Source organism: Rhodococcus sp. ARC_M5 (genome assembly GCF_022810405.1).
Lineage (GTDB): Bacteria > Actinomycetota > Actinomycetes > Mycobacteriales > Mycobacteriaceae > Rhodococcoides > Rhodococcoides navarretei.
Map to the genome: position 1 here is coordinate 221,675 of NZ_JALGQE010000008.1, position 17,468 is coordinate 239,142.

At 65.1% G+C, this 17,468-nt stretch carries 17 protein-coding genes; 8 read left to right on the forward strand and 9 right to left on the reverse strand.

Annotation, left to right across the window (positions count from 1 at the left end; all coding sequences use genetic code 11):
• Positions 1 to 4: 4 nt before the first annotated feature.
• Entirely contained in the window at positions 5 to 556 is a 552-nt protein-coding gene (locus tag MTX34_RS15015; RefSeq protein WP_243609880.1) for a regulatory protein RecX, read from the forward strand.
• A gap of 90 nt (positions 557 to 646) precedes the next feature.
• Here the strand turns inward: MTX34_RS15015 and MTX34_RS15020 are convergent, their stop codons facing one another.
• From MTX34_RS15020 to MTX34_RS15035, 4 genes are all read right to left on the reverse strand, one after another.
• Positions 647 to 1,519 (reverse strand): amino acid ABC transporter permease, encoded by an 873-nt coding sequence (locus MTX34_RS15020; RefSeq protein ID WP_243593252.1) that lies wholly within the window; start codon positions 1,517 to 1,519, stop codon positions 647 to 649.
• The gene (locus tag MTX34_RS15025; protein ID WP_243593251.1) at positions 1,519 to 2,196 is read right to left on the reverse strand and encodes an amino acid ABC transporter permease; all 678 of its coding nucleotides are present in this window, start codon (positions 2,194 to 2,196) and stop codon (positions 1,519 to 1,521) included. The genes MTX34_RS15020 and MTX34_RS15025 overlap by 1 nt, the downstream gene beginning before the upstream one ends.
• A gap of 82 nt (positions 2,197 to 2,278) precedes the next feature.
• A complete protein-coding gene (locus MTX34_RS15030; RefSeq protein ID WP_243609881.1) occupies positions 2,279 to 3,109 on the reverse strand; it encodes a glutamate ABC transporter substrate-binding protein in 831 nt (276 codons plus the stop codon).
• A 52-nt stretch (positions 3,110 to 3,161) separates the two neighbouring features.
• The gene (locus MTX34_RS15035) at positions 3,162 to 3,890 is read right to left on the reverse strand and encodes an amino acid ABC transporter ATP-binding protein (RefSeq protein WP_243593611.1); all 729 of its coding nucleotides are present in this window, start codon (positions 3,888 to 3,890) and stop codon (positions 3,162 to 3,164) included.
• 276 nt (positions 3,891 to 4,166) lie between these two features.
• Between MTX34_RS15035 and miaB the strand changes: the two genes are divergently transcribed.
• A complete protein-coding gene (miaB, locus tag MTX34_RS15040; RefSeq protein WP_308198535.1) occupies positions 4,167 to 5,690 on the forward strand; it encodes a tRNA (N6-isopentenyl adenosine(37)-C2)-methylthiotransferase MiaB in 1,524 nt (507 codons plus the stop codon).
• A complete protein-coding gene (locus tag MTX34_RS15045) occupies positions 5,687 to 6,274 on the forward strand; it encodes a hypothetical protein (RefSeq protein WP_243593248.1) in 588 nt (195 codons plus the stop codon). The genes miaB and MTX34_RS15045 overlap by 4 nt, the downstream gene beginning before the upstream one ends.
• Positions 6,275 to 6,314: 40 nt before the next feature.
• On the opposite strand, the gene MTX34_RS15050 is transcribed toward MTX34_RS15045, so the two are convergent.
• On the reverse strand, positions 6,315 to 7,805 hold the full coding sequence (locus tag MTX34_RS15050; protein WP_243609883.1) for a DUF349 domain-containing protein: 1,491 nt from the start codon (positions 7,803 to 7,805) through the stop codon (positions 6,315 to 6,317).
• A gap of 146 nt (positions 7,806 to 7,951) precedes the next feature.
• On the opposite strand from MTX34_RS15050, the gene MTX34_RS15055 reads away from it, so the two are divergent.
• The 5 genes from MTX34_RS15055 to MTX34_RS15075 all read left to right on the forward strand — a co-directional run bounded on the left by MTX34_RS15055 (position 7,952) and on the right by MTX34_RS15075 (position 13,193).
• Complete coding sequence (locus MTX34_RS15055) at positions 7,952 to 8,680, forward strand: class III extradiol dioxygenase subunit B-like domain-containing protein (protein WP_279393290.1); 729 nt, start codon at positions 7,952 to 7,954, stop codon at positions 8,678 to 8,680.
• The gene (gene miaA, locus MTX34_RS15060) at positions 8,673 to 9,602 is read left to right on the forward strand and encodes a tRNA (adenosine(37)-N6)-dimethylallyltransferase MiaA (RefSeq protein WP_243609885.1); all 930 of its coding nucleotides are present in this window, start codon (positions 8,673 to 8,675) and stop codon (positions 9,600 to 9,602) included. The genes MTX34_RS15055 and miaA overlap by 8 nt, the downstream gene beginning before the upstream one ends.
• Before the next feature lie 9 nt (positions 9,603 to 9,611).
• Positions 9,612 to 10,481, forward strand: a complete 870-nt coding sequence (gene dapF / locus MTX34_RS15065; protein ID WP_243609886.1) for a diaminopimelate epimerase — start codon at positions 9,612 to 9,614, stop codon at positions 10,479 to 10,481.
• 79 nt (positions 10,482 to 10,560) lie between these two features.
• On the forward strand, positions 10,561 to 12,111 hold the full coding sequence (gene hflX / locus MTX34_RS15070; RefSeq protein WP_374230211.1) for a GTPase HflX: 1,551 nt from the start codon (positions 10,561 to 10,563) through the stop codon (positions 12,109 to 12,111).
• Between the two features lie 5 nt (positions 12,112 to 12,116).
• Positions 12,117 to 13,193, forward strand: coding sequence for a hypothetical protein (locus MTX34_RS15075; protein WP_243609887.1), 1,077 nt, complete (start codon positions 12,117 to 12,119; stop codon positions 13,191 to 13,193).
• A 43-nt stretch (positions 13,194 to 13,236) separates the two neighbouring features.
• On the opposite strand, the gene MTX34_RS15080 is transcribed toward MTX34_RS15075, so the two are convergent.
• The 4 genes from MTX34_RS15080 to MTX34_RS15095 are packed head-to-tail and all read right to left on the reverse strand — an operon-like array spanning position 13,237 to position 17,367.
• On the reverse strand, positions 13,237 to 13,494 hold the full coding sequence (locus MTX34_RS15080; protein ID WP_032377711.1) for an HPr family phosphocarrier protein: 258 nt from the start codon (positions 13,492 to 13,494) through the stop codon (positions 13,237 to 13,239).
• Between the two features lie 43 nt (positions 13,495 to 13,537).
• Positions 13,538 to 15,583 carry a fructose-specific PTS transporter subunit EIIC gene (locus MTX34_RS15085; RefSeq protein ID WP_243593242.1) on the reverse strand — a complete coding sequence of 682 codons (2,046 nt, stop codon included), beginning with the start codon at positions 15,581 to 15,583 and terminating at the stop codon, positions 13,538 to 13,540.
• A 9-nt stretch (positions 15,584 to 15,592) separates the two neighbouring features.
• Positions 15,593 to 16,603, reverse strand: a complete 1,011-nt coding sequence (locus MTX34_RS15090; RefSeq protein ID WP_243609888.1) for a 1-phosphofructokinase family hexose kinase — start codon at positions 16,601 to 16,603, stop codon at positions 15,593 to 15,595.
• Positions 16,600 to 17,367 (reverse strand): DeoR/GlpR family DNA-binding transcription regulator, encoded by a 768-nt coding sequence (locus tag MTX34_RS15095; RefSeq protein ID WP_243593240.1) that lies wholly within the window; start codon positions 17,365 to 17,367, stop codon positions 16,600 to 16,602. Before MTX34_RS15095 ends, MTX34_RS15090 begins: the two co-directional genes overlap by 4 nt.
• Between the last annotated feature and the right edge of the window lie 101 nt (positions 17,368 to 17,468).

Here is a 17,468-nt window from a genome sequence, read left to right on the forward strand (position 1 = left end):
CGCTGTGCAGCAGCGAGACGAAGGCGGCGGCACCGAGGCGCAGGCGAAAGATGTCTGCCTCCGGCTGCTGACCGACCGAGCGCGCAGCAGGCACGAACTCGAAGCCAGCCTGGCCAAGAAGGGCTTCACCACTGAGATCGCGAACGCCGTTCTCGACCGGCTCGAGAAGGCCAAACTGGTCGACGACGAGTCTTTCGCGCAGCAGTGGGTCCAATCTCGACACAAATACTCCGGCAAGGGCAAACGTGCACTGAGTATGGAGCTTCGCAACAAGGGTGTCAGCAACGAGCTCGCCGTCCATGCACTGGATCTGATCGATGCAGACGACGAGCGACAGCGAGCAGCCGAGTTGGTACGCAAGCGATGTCGCTCACTGCAGTTACCCGATCCGAGTGGACCGGACGCCCGCGTGGAGCGAGACAAGATAGTGCGCAAGTTGGTCGGCATGCTCGCCCGTCGCGGCTACTCCCAGGGAATGGCGTTCGCGGTGGTCAAGGAACAACTCGACCGCGCAGGTGCCGACACCGAAGACTTCGACGGCCCCGACTCGATGTGATCGTCCACCTCGAGCCGGTGCAGTCGAGAAAAAGTAAGGCCCGCAACACCATCGGTGTTGCGGGCCTTACTTGTTGCTAGCGATACGTGATCAGGCTGCCTGACCGCCGTCGAGAGCCGGAACCACTTCAGTCGCGCCGGCCTTGCGCTTACGCGAACGCAAACGACGTTCGACCACGGTGGCCAGCTTCGTCAACGCGGAGTTGATGATGATCATGATGATTGCGACGATGATCAGCGACGGTAGGTAGTTGCTGTAGAACGCACCTACCTGCTGTCCCGATCGCACGACCTCGATGTATCCGATGACGTAACCGAGCGCTGAATCCTTCAGCGCGACGACCATCTGCGAGATGATCGCCGGTAGCATCGCCGTCACCGCCTGGGGGAGGAGTACCAACAGCATGACTTGGCTCTTACGCATACCGAGCGCTGACGCAGCCTCACGCTGACCTTTGGGAAGCGAATTGACTCCTGCGCGCACGATTTCTGCGATGACCGACCCGTTGTACAAGGTCAATCCGGTGACAACCGCTGCCAACGCCAAGTACTGGACTTTGAAGACCTGATAGTCCGCGTATACCGCGTACAGGAAGATCATCAAGATCAGCACCGGTACAGCGCGGAACACCTCGACGACCGCACCGCTGATCGCGCGCACGCTGCGATGATCCGACAAGCGTCCGATGCCGAGAATCGCACCGAGAATCAGCGCAAGCACGATCGACATCGCAGCAGCGATGAGTGTTCCCTGAATGCCGGGCAGGAGATAGGTGGTCCAGGTCGTCGCTTGGAGGAACGGATCCCACTTCTCGGCGGTCAGCTGACCTTGGGAATCGAGGGCCCGATAGATGAAGATTGCGATTACCAGCGAGATCACAGCCACGACAGCTGTGAGAATGCGGTACCGCAGGATCGCTTTCGGTCCGGGAACGTCATAGAGGACTGCTACTGCGTCACTCATCAGGACACCGCCAATCGCTTGCTGATGTAACCGAACAGCAGCCCGGTCGGAAGTGTCAGACACATGAAGCCGAGGGCGAAGATGCCACCGACCACGAAGATCGCGGCCTCGTTCTCGATCATTTCCTTCATCAGGAACGATGCCTCTGCTACACCGATGACGGAGGCGATCGTGGTGTTCTTCGTCAGTGCAATCACCACGCTGCCCAAGGGTCCGACGACCGCGCGAAACGCCTGAGGGAGTACGACGATCGAGATGTTCTGAGTGAACGTCATCCCCAGCGAACGTCCGGCCTCGGCCTGACCGACAGGAACGGTGTTGATGCCGGATCGGAGCGACTCCGCCACGAACGACGCGGTGTAGACGCTCAGACCCAGAACGGCGAGACGAAAGTTGTTGTCCGCGAGAAACGTCGGCGAAGCGTCCTCGGCCAGCGACACACCCAACGTCTGATAGAGGCCGAAAGATGTGAACAGGATGATCAGAGTCAGCGGTGTGTTGCGGAAGATGGTGACGTACGTGGTGGCGATGCCGCGGGCGATGGGAACGGGGGATACGCGCATCGCGGCGATGATGGTTCCGATGACGAGCGAACCGATCAACGACGCCACAGTGAGATAGATGGTGGTGAGAAATGCGTCTATCAGCTCATCGCCGTATTTGCTCAGTAGGTTCAAGGTGCTTCAGGTCCTCACGGCTCGGCGAGTTCGACCCCGTCGGTCCGCTACACCGAGTGCAGCGGACCGACGGGGTCATCGATCAGTAGCGGTCGACGGTGGGCTCGGCCGGAAGTTCGTAGCCGGAATCGCCGACGGTCTCGTTGAAGGCCTGCTCCCAGGCACCGCTCGACACCATCTCTTCGATCGCGTCGTTGATCTGGTTACGTCCCTCGGTGTCGTCCAGGGCCAAGCCGATTCCGTAGTTCTCGGTGGTGAACGGCTCGCCGACGACCTTGAACTGTCCGGGCGACTGCGCCGCGTAGCCGGCAAGAATGATGTCGTCGGTAGTGACCGCATCGACGGTGCCGTTTCGAAGTGCTTCGACGCATGCGGAGTACGTGTCGTACGGCTGCAGCTGAACTCCGGGGTACTCGTCGGCGATGTTCTGTGCCGGAGTGGATCCGGTCACCGAGCAGAGGGTCCTGCCTTCGAGGGTGTCGGGTCCGGTGATGTCGGTGTTGTCCTCGCTGACGAGCAGCGACTGTCCGGCCACGAAGTACGGCCCGGCGAAGCTGACCTTCTCCTTGCGGGTATCGGTGATCGAGTAGGTGGCGACGACCATGTCGACCTCGCCGTTCTCGATCAGCGTTTCGCGCTGAGCGGACGGTGCCTCGCGGAATTCGATGTTGCCCTCATCGACGCCCAGCTGGCCGGCGACGTACTTGGCGACCTCGACGTCGAATCCGGTGAAGGACCCGTCGGGGTTACGAAGTCCGAGACCGGGCTGATCGAACTTGATGCCGACGACGAGGTTGCCGGCTTCGGCGCTGGAAGAGACGCTGCGCGCCTCTTCGCCTCCGCCGCATGCGGTGGCGACGATGGAGAGAGCGGCGATGGCAACACCGAAGCGAAGCGGTCGGGTGATTCTCACTGTGAATGTCCTTTGGATAGGTCGTTCTTGCGGGGACGAGCGGTGAATCGGGTCAGTGTCCGAGGATCTTGCCGAGGAAGTCCTTGGCGCGTTCGGACTTCGGGGACTTGAAGAAGGTCTCAGGATCGGTGTCCTCGACGACGGCACCGTCGGCCATGAAGATGACGCGGTCACCGGCTTTTCGGGCGAAGCCCATCTCGTGGGTGACGACGAGCATCGTCATTCCCTCTTTCGCGAGCGAGGTCATGACGTCGAGGACCTCGGTGACCATCTCGGGGTCGAGGGCCGAGGTGGGCTCGTCGAACAGCATCACCTTGGGGTTCATGGCGAGAGAGCGAGCGATGGCGACGCGCTGCTGCTGACCACCGGACAGCTGAGCAGGGTACTTGTCTGCCTGGTTGGCGATGCCCACGCGCTCGAGGAGGGCCAGGGCGCTCTTCTCCGCCTCGTCCTTCTTCTGCTTGCGGACCTTCATCGGCGCGAGCATGACGTTCTGCAGAATCGTCTTGTGTGCGAACAGGTTGAACGACTGAAACACCATGCCCACGTCGGCGCGCAGTGCTGCGAGGGCCTTGCCCTCGGCGGGGAGCAGGTCTCCGTCGACTTCGATGGCACCGGAATCGATCGGCTCCAACCGATTGATCGTCCGGCACAGGGTCGACTTGCCCGATCCGGAGGGACCCACGACGATGACGACCTGACCGGCCGGCACTTCCAGGTTGATGTCCTTGAGAACGTGCAGATCACCGAAATGTTTGTCGACGGATTTGAGCGAGATCATCGAGGGTGCGCCCGGCGGGGGTGTCGATGCCGGCGCGTCGGTGGCGTGCGTCATAGCTCGAAACCCTATGCGTAGTTTCCTCGCCGACCGGCGTTTTCGCCCGCCATCTTCGATTATGTAATGGAAACTTTACTGAGGGTCGGCATCGGCCCTGGACAGTCACCGGTGAGCCTCGTGACCCCGGCGTGTCGGTCCGCGCGATGGACGTACCCTGGAGGGGTGCAAACGAGTGTTTTTCCGACCGTGGACGTGACAGAACACGGGGTTTCCGAGCCCGTGCCGGTCACCGACGGGTCGGCGACAAGTCCCCGCAGCTACGAAGTGCGTACGCACGGTTGCCAGATGAACGTCCACGATTCGGAGCGACTGTCCGGATTGCTCGAGGAGGCCGGCTACGTTCCAGCGGATGCGGGCACCGACGCAGATCTGGTCGTGTTCAACACGTGCGCAGTCCGCGAGAACGCGGACAACAAGCTGTACGGCAATCTCGGCATGCTGCGCCCGGCCAAGACGCGTAACCCCAACATGCAGATCGCGGTGGGCGGTTGCCTGGCGCAGAAGGATCGCAACACCGTCGTCCAGAAGGCACCGTGGGTCGACGTCGTCTTCGGCACCCACAATATCGGGTCGCTGCCGGTGCTACTCGAGCGCGCCCGACACAACGACGAGGCGCAGGTCGAGATCCTCGAATCCCTGGAGGCCTTCCCGTCGACACTGCCCGCGAAGCGCGAATCCGCGTACGCCGGTTGGGTGTCCATCTCGGTGGGATGCAACAACACCTGCACTTTCTGCATCGTCCCCGCCCTGCGCGGCAAGGAGATCGACCGCAGGCCGGGCGACATCCTCGCCGAGGTACAGGCTTTGGTGGATCAGGGTGTACTCGAGGTGACGTTGCTCGGCCAGAACGTCAATGCGTACGGTGCTTCGTTCGCCGATCCGGACATGCCTCGTGACCGCGGCGCGTTCGCCTCGCTGCTGACCGCTTGCGGCTCGATCGAGGGACTCGAACGAGTGAGATTCACCTCACCGCATCCGGCCGAGTTCACCGATGACGTCATCGACGCGATGGCATCCACCCCGAACATCTGCCCCACGTTGCACATGCCGCTGCAGTCCGGCTCGGACCGAATCCTCAAGGCGATGCGCAGGTCCTATCGGCAGACGAAGTTCATGGGCATCATCGACAAGGTGCGTGCCGCGATGCCGCACGCGGCAATCACCACCGACATCATCGTGGGATTCCCCGGTGAAACCGAAGAGGATTTCGAGCAGACGCTCGACGTGGTGCGTCGGGCGAAGTTCGCCAATGCCTACACGTTCCAGTACTCGAAGCGTCCGGGGACACCGGCCGCCGACATGCCCAACCAGGTGCCCAAAGAGGTTGTGCAAGAACGGTACCTGCGATTGATCGCCCTGCAGGAGGAGATCGTTCTCGCGGCCAATCAGGCCCTGATCGGTACCGACGTAGAACTGCTCGTCGCCACCGGTGAAGGTCGGAAGAACGCGGCAACCCATCGGATGAGCGGGCGAGCCAGGGACGGTCGACTCGTGCACTTCGCCGTCGATGCCGAGCGGGCGGGCGATATTCGCCCGGGCGACGTCGTCACGACCACACTGACCGCCGCAGCCCCGTACCACTTGATCGCCGACGCCGGAGTGCTCACTCACCGCCGTACGGCTGCAGGAGACGCTCACGAACGAGGCGTGATGCCGAAGACGGCACCGATCGGCGTCGGCCTCGGACTTCCCTCGATCGGCGCACCGGCGCCGCTACCGGCACAGACAGGATGCACCGCATGACAGAAAAAGACGGACCCGATCGCGTCGTACCCTCTCGAACTGCCGAGGAACTCGGACGAACCGAGAGAGCGGTGATGACCGAGCTGGACCCCGGCGCACGTGCCATGGTCGTGGCCGGGCTGGTGCTTGTCCTGCTGGTCACCTTCGCGCTACCGCACACCGGATCTGCCAGCGGATTCGATGTGCTCTCGGGCAGCGACGCAGCCGCGGCCGAATCGATCGCCCTCCCGTCGCGCGTCTTCGTCGTACTGGTGCTGACGTTCGGTGTGGTGATGTCGGTCCTCGCACTCGTCACCCGCATCTGGGCGCTGGCCTGGGCGGCCCTAGCAGGATGCGCAGTGTCGTCGGTGTACGGCATGCTGTCGATCTGGACACGCCAGACCGTGCCGGACACCCTGCAAGGTGCCGGGCCGGGAATCGGACTGATCATCGCGTGGCTCGCCGTCATCGCGCTCACGTTCCACTGGCTCAAAGCGGTGTGGAACAAGACCAACTCGCAGCTCGCCGCGCAGGAGCAGCGCCGTGTTGCCGCTGCGTCGGGCGAACCGAAACTGCGACTGTGGGACGGCCGCTCGACCCCGTAGGCCGAGCCGACCGTCCCCACTCACGAGTGGAGCCGGCGAATCACAACTCGTCGACGGCACTTTCTGCCGCGTCGGCCCACTCGCGCCACTGCTGTGCCTGTGCGAGTGCGCGTTCCGCGTCCTTCGTCTTGCCTGCTGCCGTGGCCTTCGCGGCCTGATCCTCGAACTGGGCGACCCGCTCGCGGAACTGAGCTGCGCGGGCGACCGCCTCGGGATCGGAACGACGCCACTGCGATTCCACTGCGTCGTGCACGGACTTCTCGATCGCCCGCAATTTGCCCTCGAGGTCTTGCATCTTCTCCCGCGGAACCTTGCCGATCGCATCCCACTTGTCCTGTAGATCACGCAGTGCCGAGCGAGCGGCGTCGAGGTCCTTGCTCGGATCGATGTGAGTCTTGGCCAGCAGGGCCTCCTTGGCCTCGGCGTTGGCCTCGAACTCGGCATCCCTCTCGGATGCCGCGGCGTTGCGGGCAGAGAAGAACACGTCCTGTGCGGCCTTGAAGTTCTTCCACAGTGCGTCGTCGGCGTCGCGCGGGGCTCGGCCGGACGCTTTCCATTCCACCAGCAGATCGCGGAATGCGGCGGCGGTCGGGCCCCAATCCGTGGACGAGGACAGCGCTTTGGCCCGCTCGACCAGCTCTTCCTTGCGCGTCTTCGCGGCACCGCGCTCGCGGTCCAGATCGGCGAAGTGCGCGCCGCGACGACGATTGAAGTTCTCCCGGGCTTTCGAGTACCGCTTCCACAGGGCATCGTCGATCTTGCGGTCGACCCCGCGAATCGTCTTCCACTCGTCGAGGATTTCGCGCAGCCGATCTCCGGCCTGCTTCCACTGCGTCGACTCGCTGCCGATCTGCTCGGCTTCGGCCGCGAGCGCCTCCTTGCGTGCTGTGTGCTCGGCGCGTTCGAGTTCCTTCTCGTGCTTGGCCACGGCCGCTGCTGCATCCGAGTGTTCGACGACCGCGTCGAGTCGCCGAGCGAGCAGATCGAGGTCGCCGATCACTGCCGCAGTCGGCAGGCTCGCCAACAACGCCGACGCTGCGGCCTTGGTCTTCTTGGCGTCACCGGTGCCCGAGGTCAGGCGAGCTTCGAGCAGACCTACCTCGGTGGCGAGGTCGTCGTAGCGCCGACCGAAGTGCGCGAGCCCCTCGGCCGCGTCGCCGGCTTGCCAGGATCCGATCTGCCGCTCGCCGTCGGCGGTCTTCACCCAGGCGGTGCCGTCGTCGTCGACTCGGCCGAACTTGCTGGGATCGCTTGCCGGCGCAACCGTGGGAACGACGGTGGGAACGTGTGATGCAGTCGGGTGCGGCTTTGCTCCGGCCGAACCACCGGGACGAGGAGAGCCGGGACCGGGTACCCCTGGCTTGGTTCCAGCACCCGGCTTGGGGCCGCCGCCGGGCTTGGGGCCGCCGCCGGGCTTGGGCCCCCCGCTCGGCTTGGGTCCGTCGGGATTCGACGCCCCGGGAGTCCGGTCGGGCGCATCTGTCGATGCCGCCTCGGGGGCGGTGGGGGTGCCGGCGTTCGGGTCGGTCATTGTTCCTCATCTCTGCCGCGCGTCACGGCTGCCTTCACTCGCGATCTGGACACCATTGAACTAGGTGACGACCGATCGGACCATTGAAACAGCTCAGACGACTCGAGGTGGACTCGTCCGGCCAAGTCGCGCCACCGACTAGCGTGATGCTCGTGTTCCGTGTCGCGGCCCTGGTGCCCACTCCGCCGTTGCTGATCCCCGAGCTGACGGGTGCCGGCGCGGCCGAGACGGCCGATCTTCGAGCCGCCGCCGTAGACGCGATGACGCGACTGACGTCGGTGGCCGACCGATGGCTCGCCCTCGGCGTCGATCACACCAGGGCGACATACGGCGACAGCACGATCGGTACTGTGCGCGGCTTCGGAGTCGACGTGGTGGTGAGTCTGTCCGGCGGCACCGCGCCGACTGCGCCGGATCCGGACCTACCGCTGGCCGTTCTGATCGCCGGGTGGCTGCGCGGGGTGGCTGCACCCGACGATGCGATCGAGGTCCGCACGATCCCGACCGATGCGAGCGCCGAGTGGTGCGCCGAGTTCGGTGAAGAACTGCGCCGGGAGCTCGACGCTTCGGCGGAGAGCTGGGGCGTTCTGGTGCTGGCGGACGGGGCCAACACCTTGACTCGGAAAGCTCCTGGGTCGTTCGACGAGCGGGCCGAGGAGGTCCAGACGCGGGTCGACGATGCCCTCGCGACGGCCGACATCGATGTATTGGCAGGTCTGGATCCGGATCTGTGCGCATCACTCGGCGTCGGCGGCAGAGCGGCGTGGCAGGTACTGGCTGCGCTCGAGGGAACCGGTACGGCAACGGCGACGGAGCTCTACCGAGGTGCGCCCTTCGGCGTCGGGTACTTCGTGGGAACCTGGACTCGTGACTGACAGGGCGGGCGATTCGGCCACCGCACCCATCGCGGTGATCGGGCCGACGGCTGCGGGCAAATCCGATCTGGCCCTCGATCTGGCCGAGGAACTCGGCGGAGAAATCGTCAACATCGATGCGATGCAGCAGTACCGGGGCATGGACATCGGGACCGCGAAACTGACCGTCGCGGAGCGACGGGGGATTCCACACCATCAACTCGATGTGCTCGAGGTCACCGAGATCGCGACCGTTGCGCGCTACCAAGCAGCTGCCGTCGCCGACGTCGAGGACATCCGATCCCGGGGGCTGCGGCCGATCATCGTCGGCGGATCGATGATGTACGTGCAGTCGCTGCTCGACGAGTGGGCCTTTCCCGCCACCGACCCCGTCGTCCGTGCGAAGTGGGAAGCAGTCCTCGAACGTGACGGTGTCGAGGAGATCCATCGCGCGTTGACGGACGCCGATCCGGAAGCTGCCGCGTCGATCCTGCCCACCGACGGTCGTCGGATGGTCCGAGCCCTCGAGGTGGTGGAGCTGACCGGGCAGCCGTTCGCGGCGTCCGCCCCGAAGATCGGTGCACCGCGCTGGGGCACGGTTGTGCTCGGAGTCGACCGCGACACGTCCGAACTGGACGAGCGGATCGCCGAGCGCACTCGGCAGATGTTCGAGACCGGCTTGATCGACGAGGTGCAGGGTCTGCTCGCGTCGGGGCTGCGGGACGGTGTCACCGCGTCACGGGCGATCGGGTACGCACAGGCTCTCGATGTCCTGGCAGGGGAGTACGACATCGAGCACGCCCGCGAGCGCACCTTCATCGGAACCAGGCGCTACGTGCGACGCCAAAGATCCTGGTTTCGCCGTGACGAGCGCGTCCGTTGGCTCGACGGGGCGTCGCCGACGCTGAACTCGGACGCCCTGACCGCACTCGACCCCCAGTAGACTCGAGCAATGGAATTCGCCAAGGGCCACGGAACCGAGAACGACTTCGTCGTACTGCCGGATCCGGCAGCCGAGCTCGAACTCACCAGGTCGGCGGTCTCGGTGTTGTGCGATCGACGCCAGGGCCTCGGTGCCGACGGCATCTTGCGCGTCGCCCGGGCCGGTGTGCTCAGGGACGCAGGCGTGCTCGATCGAATCCCGTCGGGGGTCGAGCCCGAAGACTGGTTCATGGATTACCGCAACGGTGACGGCACCATCGCCGAGATGTGCGGAAACGGCGTTCGGGTGTTCGCGCACTACCTGCGGGTGCACGACCTCGAACAGCGTGACCAGTTCGTGGTGGGCTCACGGGCCGGTGCGCGGGCGGTGACGGTGCATTCGTTCGACGACACCGACGCCGATGTCACCGTCGCGATGGGGGACGTCACGCTGATGGGGTCGAGCTCGACCACCATTGCGGGCGGCTCGTACGACGGCGTCGGAATCGACGTCGGGAATCCGCACCTGGCCTGCGTCGACGGTGCGTTGACGCGTGCATCTCTCGGCGCTCTCGACTTCTCCGCCCCGCCGACGCTGGACGCCGAGTTCTTTCCCCACGGTGCGAACGTCGAGATCCTGACGAGGCTCGACGACGGAGCCGTCGAGATGCGCGTGTTCGAGCGCGGGGTCGGTGAGACGCGATCGTGCGGCACCGGGACCGTCGCCGCGGCCGCAGCCGCGCTGTCGTACGAGGGCCTCGAGACCGGGGAGGTGAGCGTCGGTGTGCTCGGCGGTCGGGTGCGTGTGGCCATCGATCACGTCGGTGCCACTCTGCGCGGACCGTCGGTGCTGCTGGCGCGCGGCGAGATCGACGATCGCTGGCTGAAAGCTCGATCCTGACGATCGCCACGGGCCCGGGATCCGCGTCGACCGAAACCCGCGTGCATACGCTGGGGTTTTCGTGGATCATGGATGTCGTATGACGAACTCACATGAAACATCCCCTGCGGGCGAACCGGTCGACGACAGTCGCGACGATCTCGACGGTGCTCCCGATACCGAATCCGCGTGGACTCGCGAAGAGTCCGACGCATGGTCGAGACGGCTGGCTCGGTCTCCCCTCAACGACGAGAACTCCCCGTCCTCAGGCGACATGCAGCTCGAAGACCGCACCGCGCTGCGCCGAGTGGCCGGACTGTCCACCGAGCTCACCGATGTCACCGAGGTCGAGTACCGGCAGCTGCGCCTCGAGCGTGTCGTATTGGTCGGAGTGTGGACCACCGGCACGGCCGCGCAGGCCGAGTCCAGCATGACCGAGCTGGCTGCACTGGCCGAGACCGCCGGCTCGGAGGTGCTCGAAGCGCTGATGCAACGACGCGACAAGCCCGATGCCGCGACGTACATCGGTTCCGGTAAGGCCAAGGAGGTGCGCGACATCGTCCTCGCGACCGGTGCCGACACCGTGATCTGCGACGGTGAACTGACGCCTGCTCAGCTCAATGCGCTGGAGAAGGTCGTCAAGGTCAAGGTCATCGACCGCACCGCGCTGATCCTCGACATCTTCGCCCAGCACGCGACCTCGCGAGAAGGCAAGGCGCAGGTCGCGTTCGCGCAGATGGAATACATGTTGCCCAGGCTTCGCGGCTGGGGCGAATCCATGTCGCGGCAGGCCGGTGGCCGTGCGGGCAGCAACGGCGGCGTGGGTCTGCGTGGACCGGGTGAGACGAAGATCGAGACCGACCGTCGACGCATCCGCGAGCGGATGGCCAAGCTGCGCCGCGAGATCAAGGGCATGAAGCAGGCCCGCGACACCAAACGCGAACAGCGCCTCAGCGGCACGGTGCCGTCCATCGCGATCGTGGGATACACGAACGCAGGCAAGTCCAGTCTGTTGAACGCGTTGACCGGATCCGGTGTGTTGGTTCAGAACGCACTGTTCGCCACTCTCGACCCCACCACACGCAAGTCGACGCTCGAGGACGGTCGCGAGATCGTGCTGACCGACACCGTCGGCTTCGTTCGCCATCTGCCGACTCAGCTGGTCGAAGCGTTCCGCTCGACGCTGGAAGAGGTCACAGACGCAGATCTGTTGCTGCACGTGGTCGATGGCTCGGACCCTCTGCCGATCGATCAGATCAAGGCCGTGCGCGAGGTGATCACCGAGGTGGTTCGCGAGCAGGATGCGAAGATGCCGCCGGAGCTGTTGGTGGTCAACAAGATCGACGCCGCCGATCCGGTGCAGCTGACCCAGCTTCGTGGATTGCTCGACGGCGCGCGGTTCGTCTCCGCCAAGACGGGCGAGGGAATCGACGCACTGCGAGATCACTTGGCCGAGATCCTCTCCGAGCCGGATGTGCTGGTCGATGTCCTCGTGCCGTACACCCGTGGTGATCTGGTGGCCAGGATCCATACCGACGGCCGGATCGTGCAGTCCACCCACGAGGAAGAGGGGACGCGCGTCGAAGCGCGGGTGCCGCAGTCTCTCGCGGCGGCTCTCGTCGAGTTCACCGCGACCGTTCCCAGCGCCTGATATTCGTGGTGCCGCGGCTGGTGGTGTGCGGAGCAGCTGCGGTCGCCACGACGATCGTCTTCTCGGGAACTGCTTTTGCCGCGCCGATCGAAACCGTAACGTATTGTCGCCCAACCGATCCGAATCTCGCCGAACTGTCGGGGTTGACGTCGATGGACGGGGTTCTCTACGCGATCGGAGACAGTGGGGCCGACGATCGAGTCGCTGAGCTCGATGCGGACTGTGCGGTCGAGCGATGGATCGACGTGCCCGTCGACCCGTACGACGTCGAGGACCTTTCCTCCTACGACGGCTCGCTGTGGTTGGCCGACATCGGCGACAACCAGATGCGTCGTGACACAGTGGCATTGACGCGGATGGACCCGACGACGGGTGCGGGCGAACTGTATCGACTGACCTATCCCGACGGCGCGCACGACGCCGAGACGCTACTGATCGAGCCCGGTGGTAGGCCGGTGATCGTCACCAAGGAACTTTCGGGCGTGAGCGGGGTGTACGTACCTGCCGGCGACGAATCCGTCAACGATCTGGACAGCCCTGGGCCGACGCCGATGCGCAAGGTCGGCGATATGGCGTTCACCGCCACCGACACGGTCGGTGGGCCGCCGTTCGTCATCGGATCGATTCTGGCGACCGGGGGAGCGGTGAGCGGTGACGTGGCCGCGGTGCGCACGTACACCGATGCGTACCTGTTCCGTTCGGCAGACGGGGACTTCGCGTCGGCGTTGGTCGATCCGGCAGCTCCTCGCGCCGTAATGCCGTTGCCCGATCAGCCACAGGGGGAGGCACTGGTCTTCACCGACGACGGTTCGTTGCTCATCGCATCCGAGGCAGGATTCGGGCCCGCGGAGTCCACGCTTCCGCCCATTCTGAGGATCCCCGACGCAGTATCGCTGGACACGTCCACGCCCGAACCTGCTGCGGTGGACCCGGTATCGCCGACCGTCGCTCCCGAGCGGCCGGCACAGACGCCGACAGCGACGGACTCGGAATGGGAATTCCGAGCGGCCGTCGCTGTCGGGGTGGTGCTAATCGCCGGAGCGGTGGGATTCACCGTCCGGCGATCGAGGCGCTCTCGCTAGGCGCGTGGACTATGCGTCGCAGGAGTGGAGCCTGCGGAACGACTTATGCGTCGAGGTCTGCTTCGACGAGTGCGACGACCTTGTCGAGTGCTGCCTGGTCGTCGCTGGTGACGGTGACTTCGGTGCCCTTGGTGGCTCCGAGCGTCATGATCATCAGGGCCGAACCTGCGTCCACCGGCTCCGAGTCGGCTACTGCGAGGGTGACGTCCACGCCGGCTTCGGCGACGGCGTCGGCGATCAGTGCTGCGGGACGAGCGTGCAGACCGATCGAGGATCCGACGGCGACTGTGGTGCTGGGCATGTGGTGCTCCTTCGTAGTGGGGTTGTTGCGATCGTAGCGAGTGTCAGACGGTGACGGGTGTGCGATCGAGCTCCGCGTCCGACAGAGCGTTCTTGCCCTTGACGAACTGCTTGGCCGCGACGACGAGGAACGCCGAGACGATGGTGCCGACGGCCAGAGACACGATGAACCACAGGATGTTTCCGATGGCGAAGAATACGAAGATGCCGCCGTGGGGTGCGCTGAGGGTGACGTCGAACGCCATGATCATGGCACCGGTGACTGCACCGCCGGCCATCATCGAGGGGATGACGCGGAACGGATCGGCCGCTGCGAACGGAATTGCGCCCTCGGAGATGAATGCAGCACCCAGGAACCATGCAGCCTTGCCGTTCTCGCGCTCGGCCTCGGTGAACAGGCGTGCGCGAACGGTCGAAGCGAGAGCCATGGCCAGTGGCGGCACCATTCCGGCGGCCATGACGGCGGCCATGATGCGCAGTGATGCGGTATCGGTGACCGAGAGGCCCGCGGTGGCGAATGCATAGGCTGCCTTGTTGACCGGTCCACCGAGGTCGAAGCACATCATCAGGCCGAGAATGATGCCGAGGATGATGACCGAGGAACCGCTGAGTCCGTTGAGCCAGTCCGTGAGTCCACTGGTGATCGCGGCGAGTGGCTTGCCGAGCAGCAGGAACATGATCGCGCCGACGATGAGGGTGGCGAACAGCGGAATGATGACGACGGGCATGAGGCCGCGCAGAACTGTGGGGATCTTCCACTTGCTGATCCACAGTGCGACGAAGCCGGCGATCAGGCCACCGACGAGACCGCCGATGAAGCCTGCACCCACCAGAACGGCCACCGCGCCTGCGGTGAATCCTGGTGCCAGACCGGGTCTGTCGGCAATGGCATAGGAAATGTAGCCGGCCAGCGCGGGCACCAGGAAGCTGAAGGACAGCGCGCCGATCTGGAAGAGCACGGCACCGAGGTAGGCGGCGATTCCACCTTCGGGCAGCGAGGTGATGGAGTTGTTGACGACGATGTCCTCGGCAACATCCTTGATTTCGTATCCGCCGAGCAGGAAGCCCAGGGCGATCAGCAGACCGCCGGCGGCGACGAACGGGATCATGTAGCTGACGCCGGTCAGCAGGATCTGGCGGATGCGGGTGCCCCAGCCGAGTTCACCTGCGGACTCGTTCGAGCCGGCCGCCACTGCGGTACCGCCGACGCGAGCTGCGTCCGGGTTCAGTGCAGCGCGAAGAGCTTCGGTGAGCATGACGTCGGGTTCGTTGATGGCTCGCTTGACGCCCGAGGAGATGACGGGCTTGCCGGCGAAACGCTCGCGGCCCTTGACTCCCACATCGGTGGCGAAGATGACGGCTTCGGCTCCGGCGATGATCGAGGGGTCCAACGGCGTGCTGCCGCTCGAGCCCTGGGTCTCGACGTGAACCGTGACTCCGGCACGCTCACCGGCTGCGACGAGTGAATCGGCAGCCATGTAGGTGTGCGCAATCCCGGTGGGGCAGGCGGTGACTGCGACGATGTGCTTGGGGGCAGTGGTCTCGGCCGGGGTGGCGGCCGCGCTGTGCTTGGCGGTCGACACCGGGGCAGCAGCAGGGGTCGTAGCGGCCGGCTTGGCGGCAGGGTTGATGACACCGTCGACGAGAGTGACGATCTCGGCAGCCGAGGACGCGTTGCGCAGGGAGGTGACGAACTCCGGCTTGACCAGCGCGCGCGCCAGGCTGGAGAGCAACTTCATGTGGGCCGAGCCGGCACCGGCAGGCGCTGCGATGAGGAAGACGAGGTCGGCGGGGCCGTCGGGGGCACCGAAATCGACCTTGGGGTTCAGCCGGGCGAATCCGAGGGAGGCCGAGGTGACCGCTTCGGAGCGGCAGTGCGGGATGGCGATCCCGCCGGGCAGGCCGGTCGCCGACTGTGCTTCGCGGGCCAGAGCGGCGTCGCGCAGAGCATCGGTCTCGGTTGCGCGACCCGCGGAAGCCAGAACGCCTGCGAGGCGCTCGATGACAGCTTCCTTGGATTCGCCGAGATCGGCGTCGAGGAGGATCAGATCCTCGGCGATGATCTGCTGATCTTCGGTGGGGGTGGACATTGCAGACTCCTAGAGACGATTCGCGGGGGTGGAGAGCGTGGATGTGGTGACGGACGTCGGAATATCGAGCGCACGGACCGTCACCGAATTCGGGTGGGTCTGCTCGGGCAGGGGAAGCGTGGTGCCTGGAAGTGCGGTGGCTGCCGTTCCGTAGGCGACGGCGCGGCGAAGTTTGTCTGCGTCGGAACAGTTCTCGGCATCGGCAAGGATGTAGCCGGCCAGCGAGGAATCGCCTGCGCCGACCGTGCTGACTGCAGTGATCGGGGGCGGGCTGGCGTACCAGGAACCGTCCTCGGTGACCAGAACGGCCCCTGCGCTACCGAGGGTGGCCAGTACCGCGCCGACGCCTCGGCCGAGAAGAATTGTGCTGGCAGCGATTGCGGCAGTCGGATCACCCTGTGCCGCGGCGCTTTCCAGCTCCTCGGAATCGTACCCGGTGAGTTGGGCGAGTTCCTCGGAATTGGGTTTGATCAGATCCGGTGCCGACTCCGGAAAAGCTGCCGCCAGCGCGAGCAGTGGCTCGTCGGACGTATCCACCGCAACCTTGGCCGAGGTGGCGCGCAGTGCCGTGACGAGCTCGGCATACCAGTCGGCAGGCAGGCCGGGCGGAAGCGAACCCGACAGAACGACCCATTCGGCGTCGACTGCGAGTGAGAGTATCCGCTCGCGCAGCTCGGCGCGGGTCCGCTCCGATACGGTTGCGCCGGGCTCGTTGATCTTGGTGGTGGTACCACCGATCTCGCTGACCGTGATGTTCGTCCTGGCCAGGCCCGACGTCGGAACTGCCGAGAAGTGAACGCCTTTCGCGGCCATCGCGTCGAGCAGGGGGTCTCCGGTGTTGGCCGGAAGCACTGCAAGGGCCTCGACTCCCGATCCGCCGAGCACGCGAGCGACGTTGACGCCCTTGCCTCCCGGGTCGGTGACCGACGTCGATGCCCGGTGTACGCCGCCGCGGACGAGCGGCGTGTCGAGTGTGACCGTCCGGTCCATGCTCGGGTTGGCCGTGAGAGTGACCATCATGCGATCACCACCTCGATTCCTTTGTCGCTGAGATTCTTTCGGTCATTGGTCGAAATGTCGCTGTCGGTGACGATGACATCGATGGATCCCACGCGGGCGAAACTGACCAGATGCTCGCGGCCGATCTTCGACGAATCCGCCAGCACCACAACGTGGTTGGCTGCCTCGACCATGGCTCGCTTGACTGCTGCCTCGTCACTGTCGGGCGTGGACAGTCCGTGCCCGACGCTGATGGCATTGGTGCCGATGAACGCGACGTCCACCCGCAGCCATTCGAGGGCGCTCAGTGCTTCGTCGCCGACAGCTGCCTGGGTGGTCCCACGTACCCGTCCGCCGAGCAGTCGAAGGCTGATGCTCGGCATGGTCGCGGCCCGGGCTGCGATCGGGACCGAGTTGGTCACCAACGTCAGTTCGCGATCATGGGGAAGCAATCCGGCGAGTCGGCCCGTGGTGGTGCCGGCATCGAAGACGGCGCTACCGCCGATTGGAGGCAGGAAGGACAACGCGGCGGCGGCGATAGCGTCCTTCTGATCCGCGCGGGTGAACTCTCGCTCCGAGACGCCGGGCTCGAGTGTGGTCAGCGCCGATGCGGGTACTGCTCCACCGTGGACGCGGCGTACGACTCCCATGCGATCGAGGGTGGCGAGGTCGCGACGCACAGTTTCCGTGGTGACACCGTACGTGGCCGACAGATCGTTGACGGAGACGCGTCCGTGGGTGCTGATCAATTCTGCGATGGCGTGTTGTCGTTCTTCGGCGTACACCTGCGTCTCCTTCCCGGTTCATGTTGCTTTATGTTGTTTTACGCCCGTGTGTGTTGACATGTCAAGGGTTTGGAGTAATCTCGGTCACAACACAGGCAAGC

Excerpts from the sequence above, each read along its gene's own strand:
- MTX34_RS15055 (WP_279393290.1), top strand. The coding sequence starts at position 7,952 with ATGCTCGTGTTCCGTGTCGCGGCCCTGGTGCCCACTCCGCCGTTGCTG.
- hflX (WP_374230211.1), top strand. The coding sequence starts at position 10,561 with ATGACGAACTCACATGAAACATCCCCTGCGGGCGAACCGGTCGACGAC.
- MTX34_RS15080 (WP_032377711.1), bottom strand. The coding sequence starts at position 13,494 with ATGCCCAGCACCACAGTCGCCGTCGGATCCTCGATCGGTCTGCACGCT.
- MTX34_RS15045 (WP_243593248.1), top strand. The coding sequence starts at position 5,687 with ATGACAGAAAAAGACGGACCCGATCGCGTCGTACCCTCTCGAACTGCC.
- MTX34_RS15085 (WP_243593242.1), bottom strand. The coding sequence starts at position 15,583 with ATGTCCACCCCCACCGAAGATCAGCAGATCATCGCCGAGGATCTGATC.
- MTX34_RS15050 (WP_243609883.1), bottom strand. The coding sequence starts at position 7,805 with ATGACCGACCCGAACGCCGGCACCCCCACCGCCCCCGAGGCGGCATCG.
- MTX34_RS15090 (WP_243609888.1), bottom strand. The coding sequence starts at position 16,603 with ATGATGGTCACTCTCACGGCCAACCCGAGCATGGACCGGACGGTCACA.
- MTX34_RS15020 (WP_243593252.1), bottom strand. The coding sequence starts at position 1,519 with ATGAGTGACGCAGTAGCAGTCCTCTATGACGTTCCCGGACCGAAAGCG.
- dapF (WP_243609886.1), top strand. The coding sequence starts at position 9,612 with ATGGAATTCGCCAAGGGCCACGGAACCGAGAACGACTTCGTCGTACTG.
- MTX34_RS15035 (WP_243593611.1), bottom strand. The coding sequence starts at position 3,890 with ATGATCTCGCTCAAATCCGTCGACAAACATTTCGGTGATCTGCACGTT.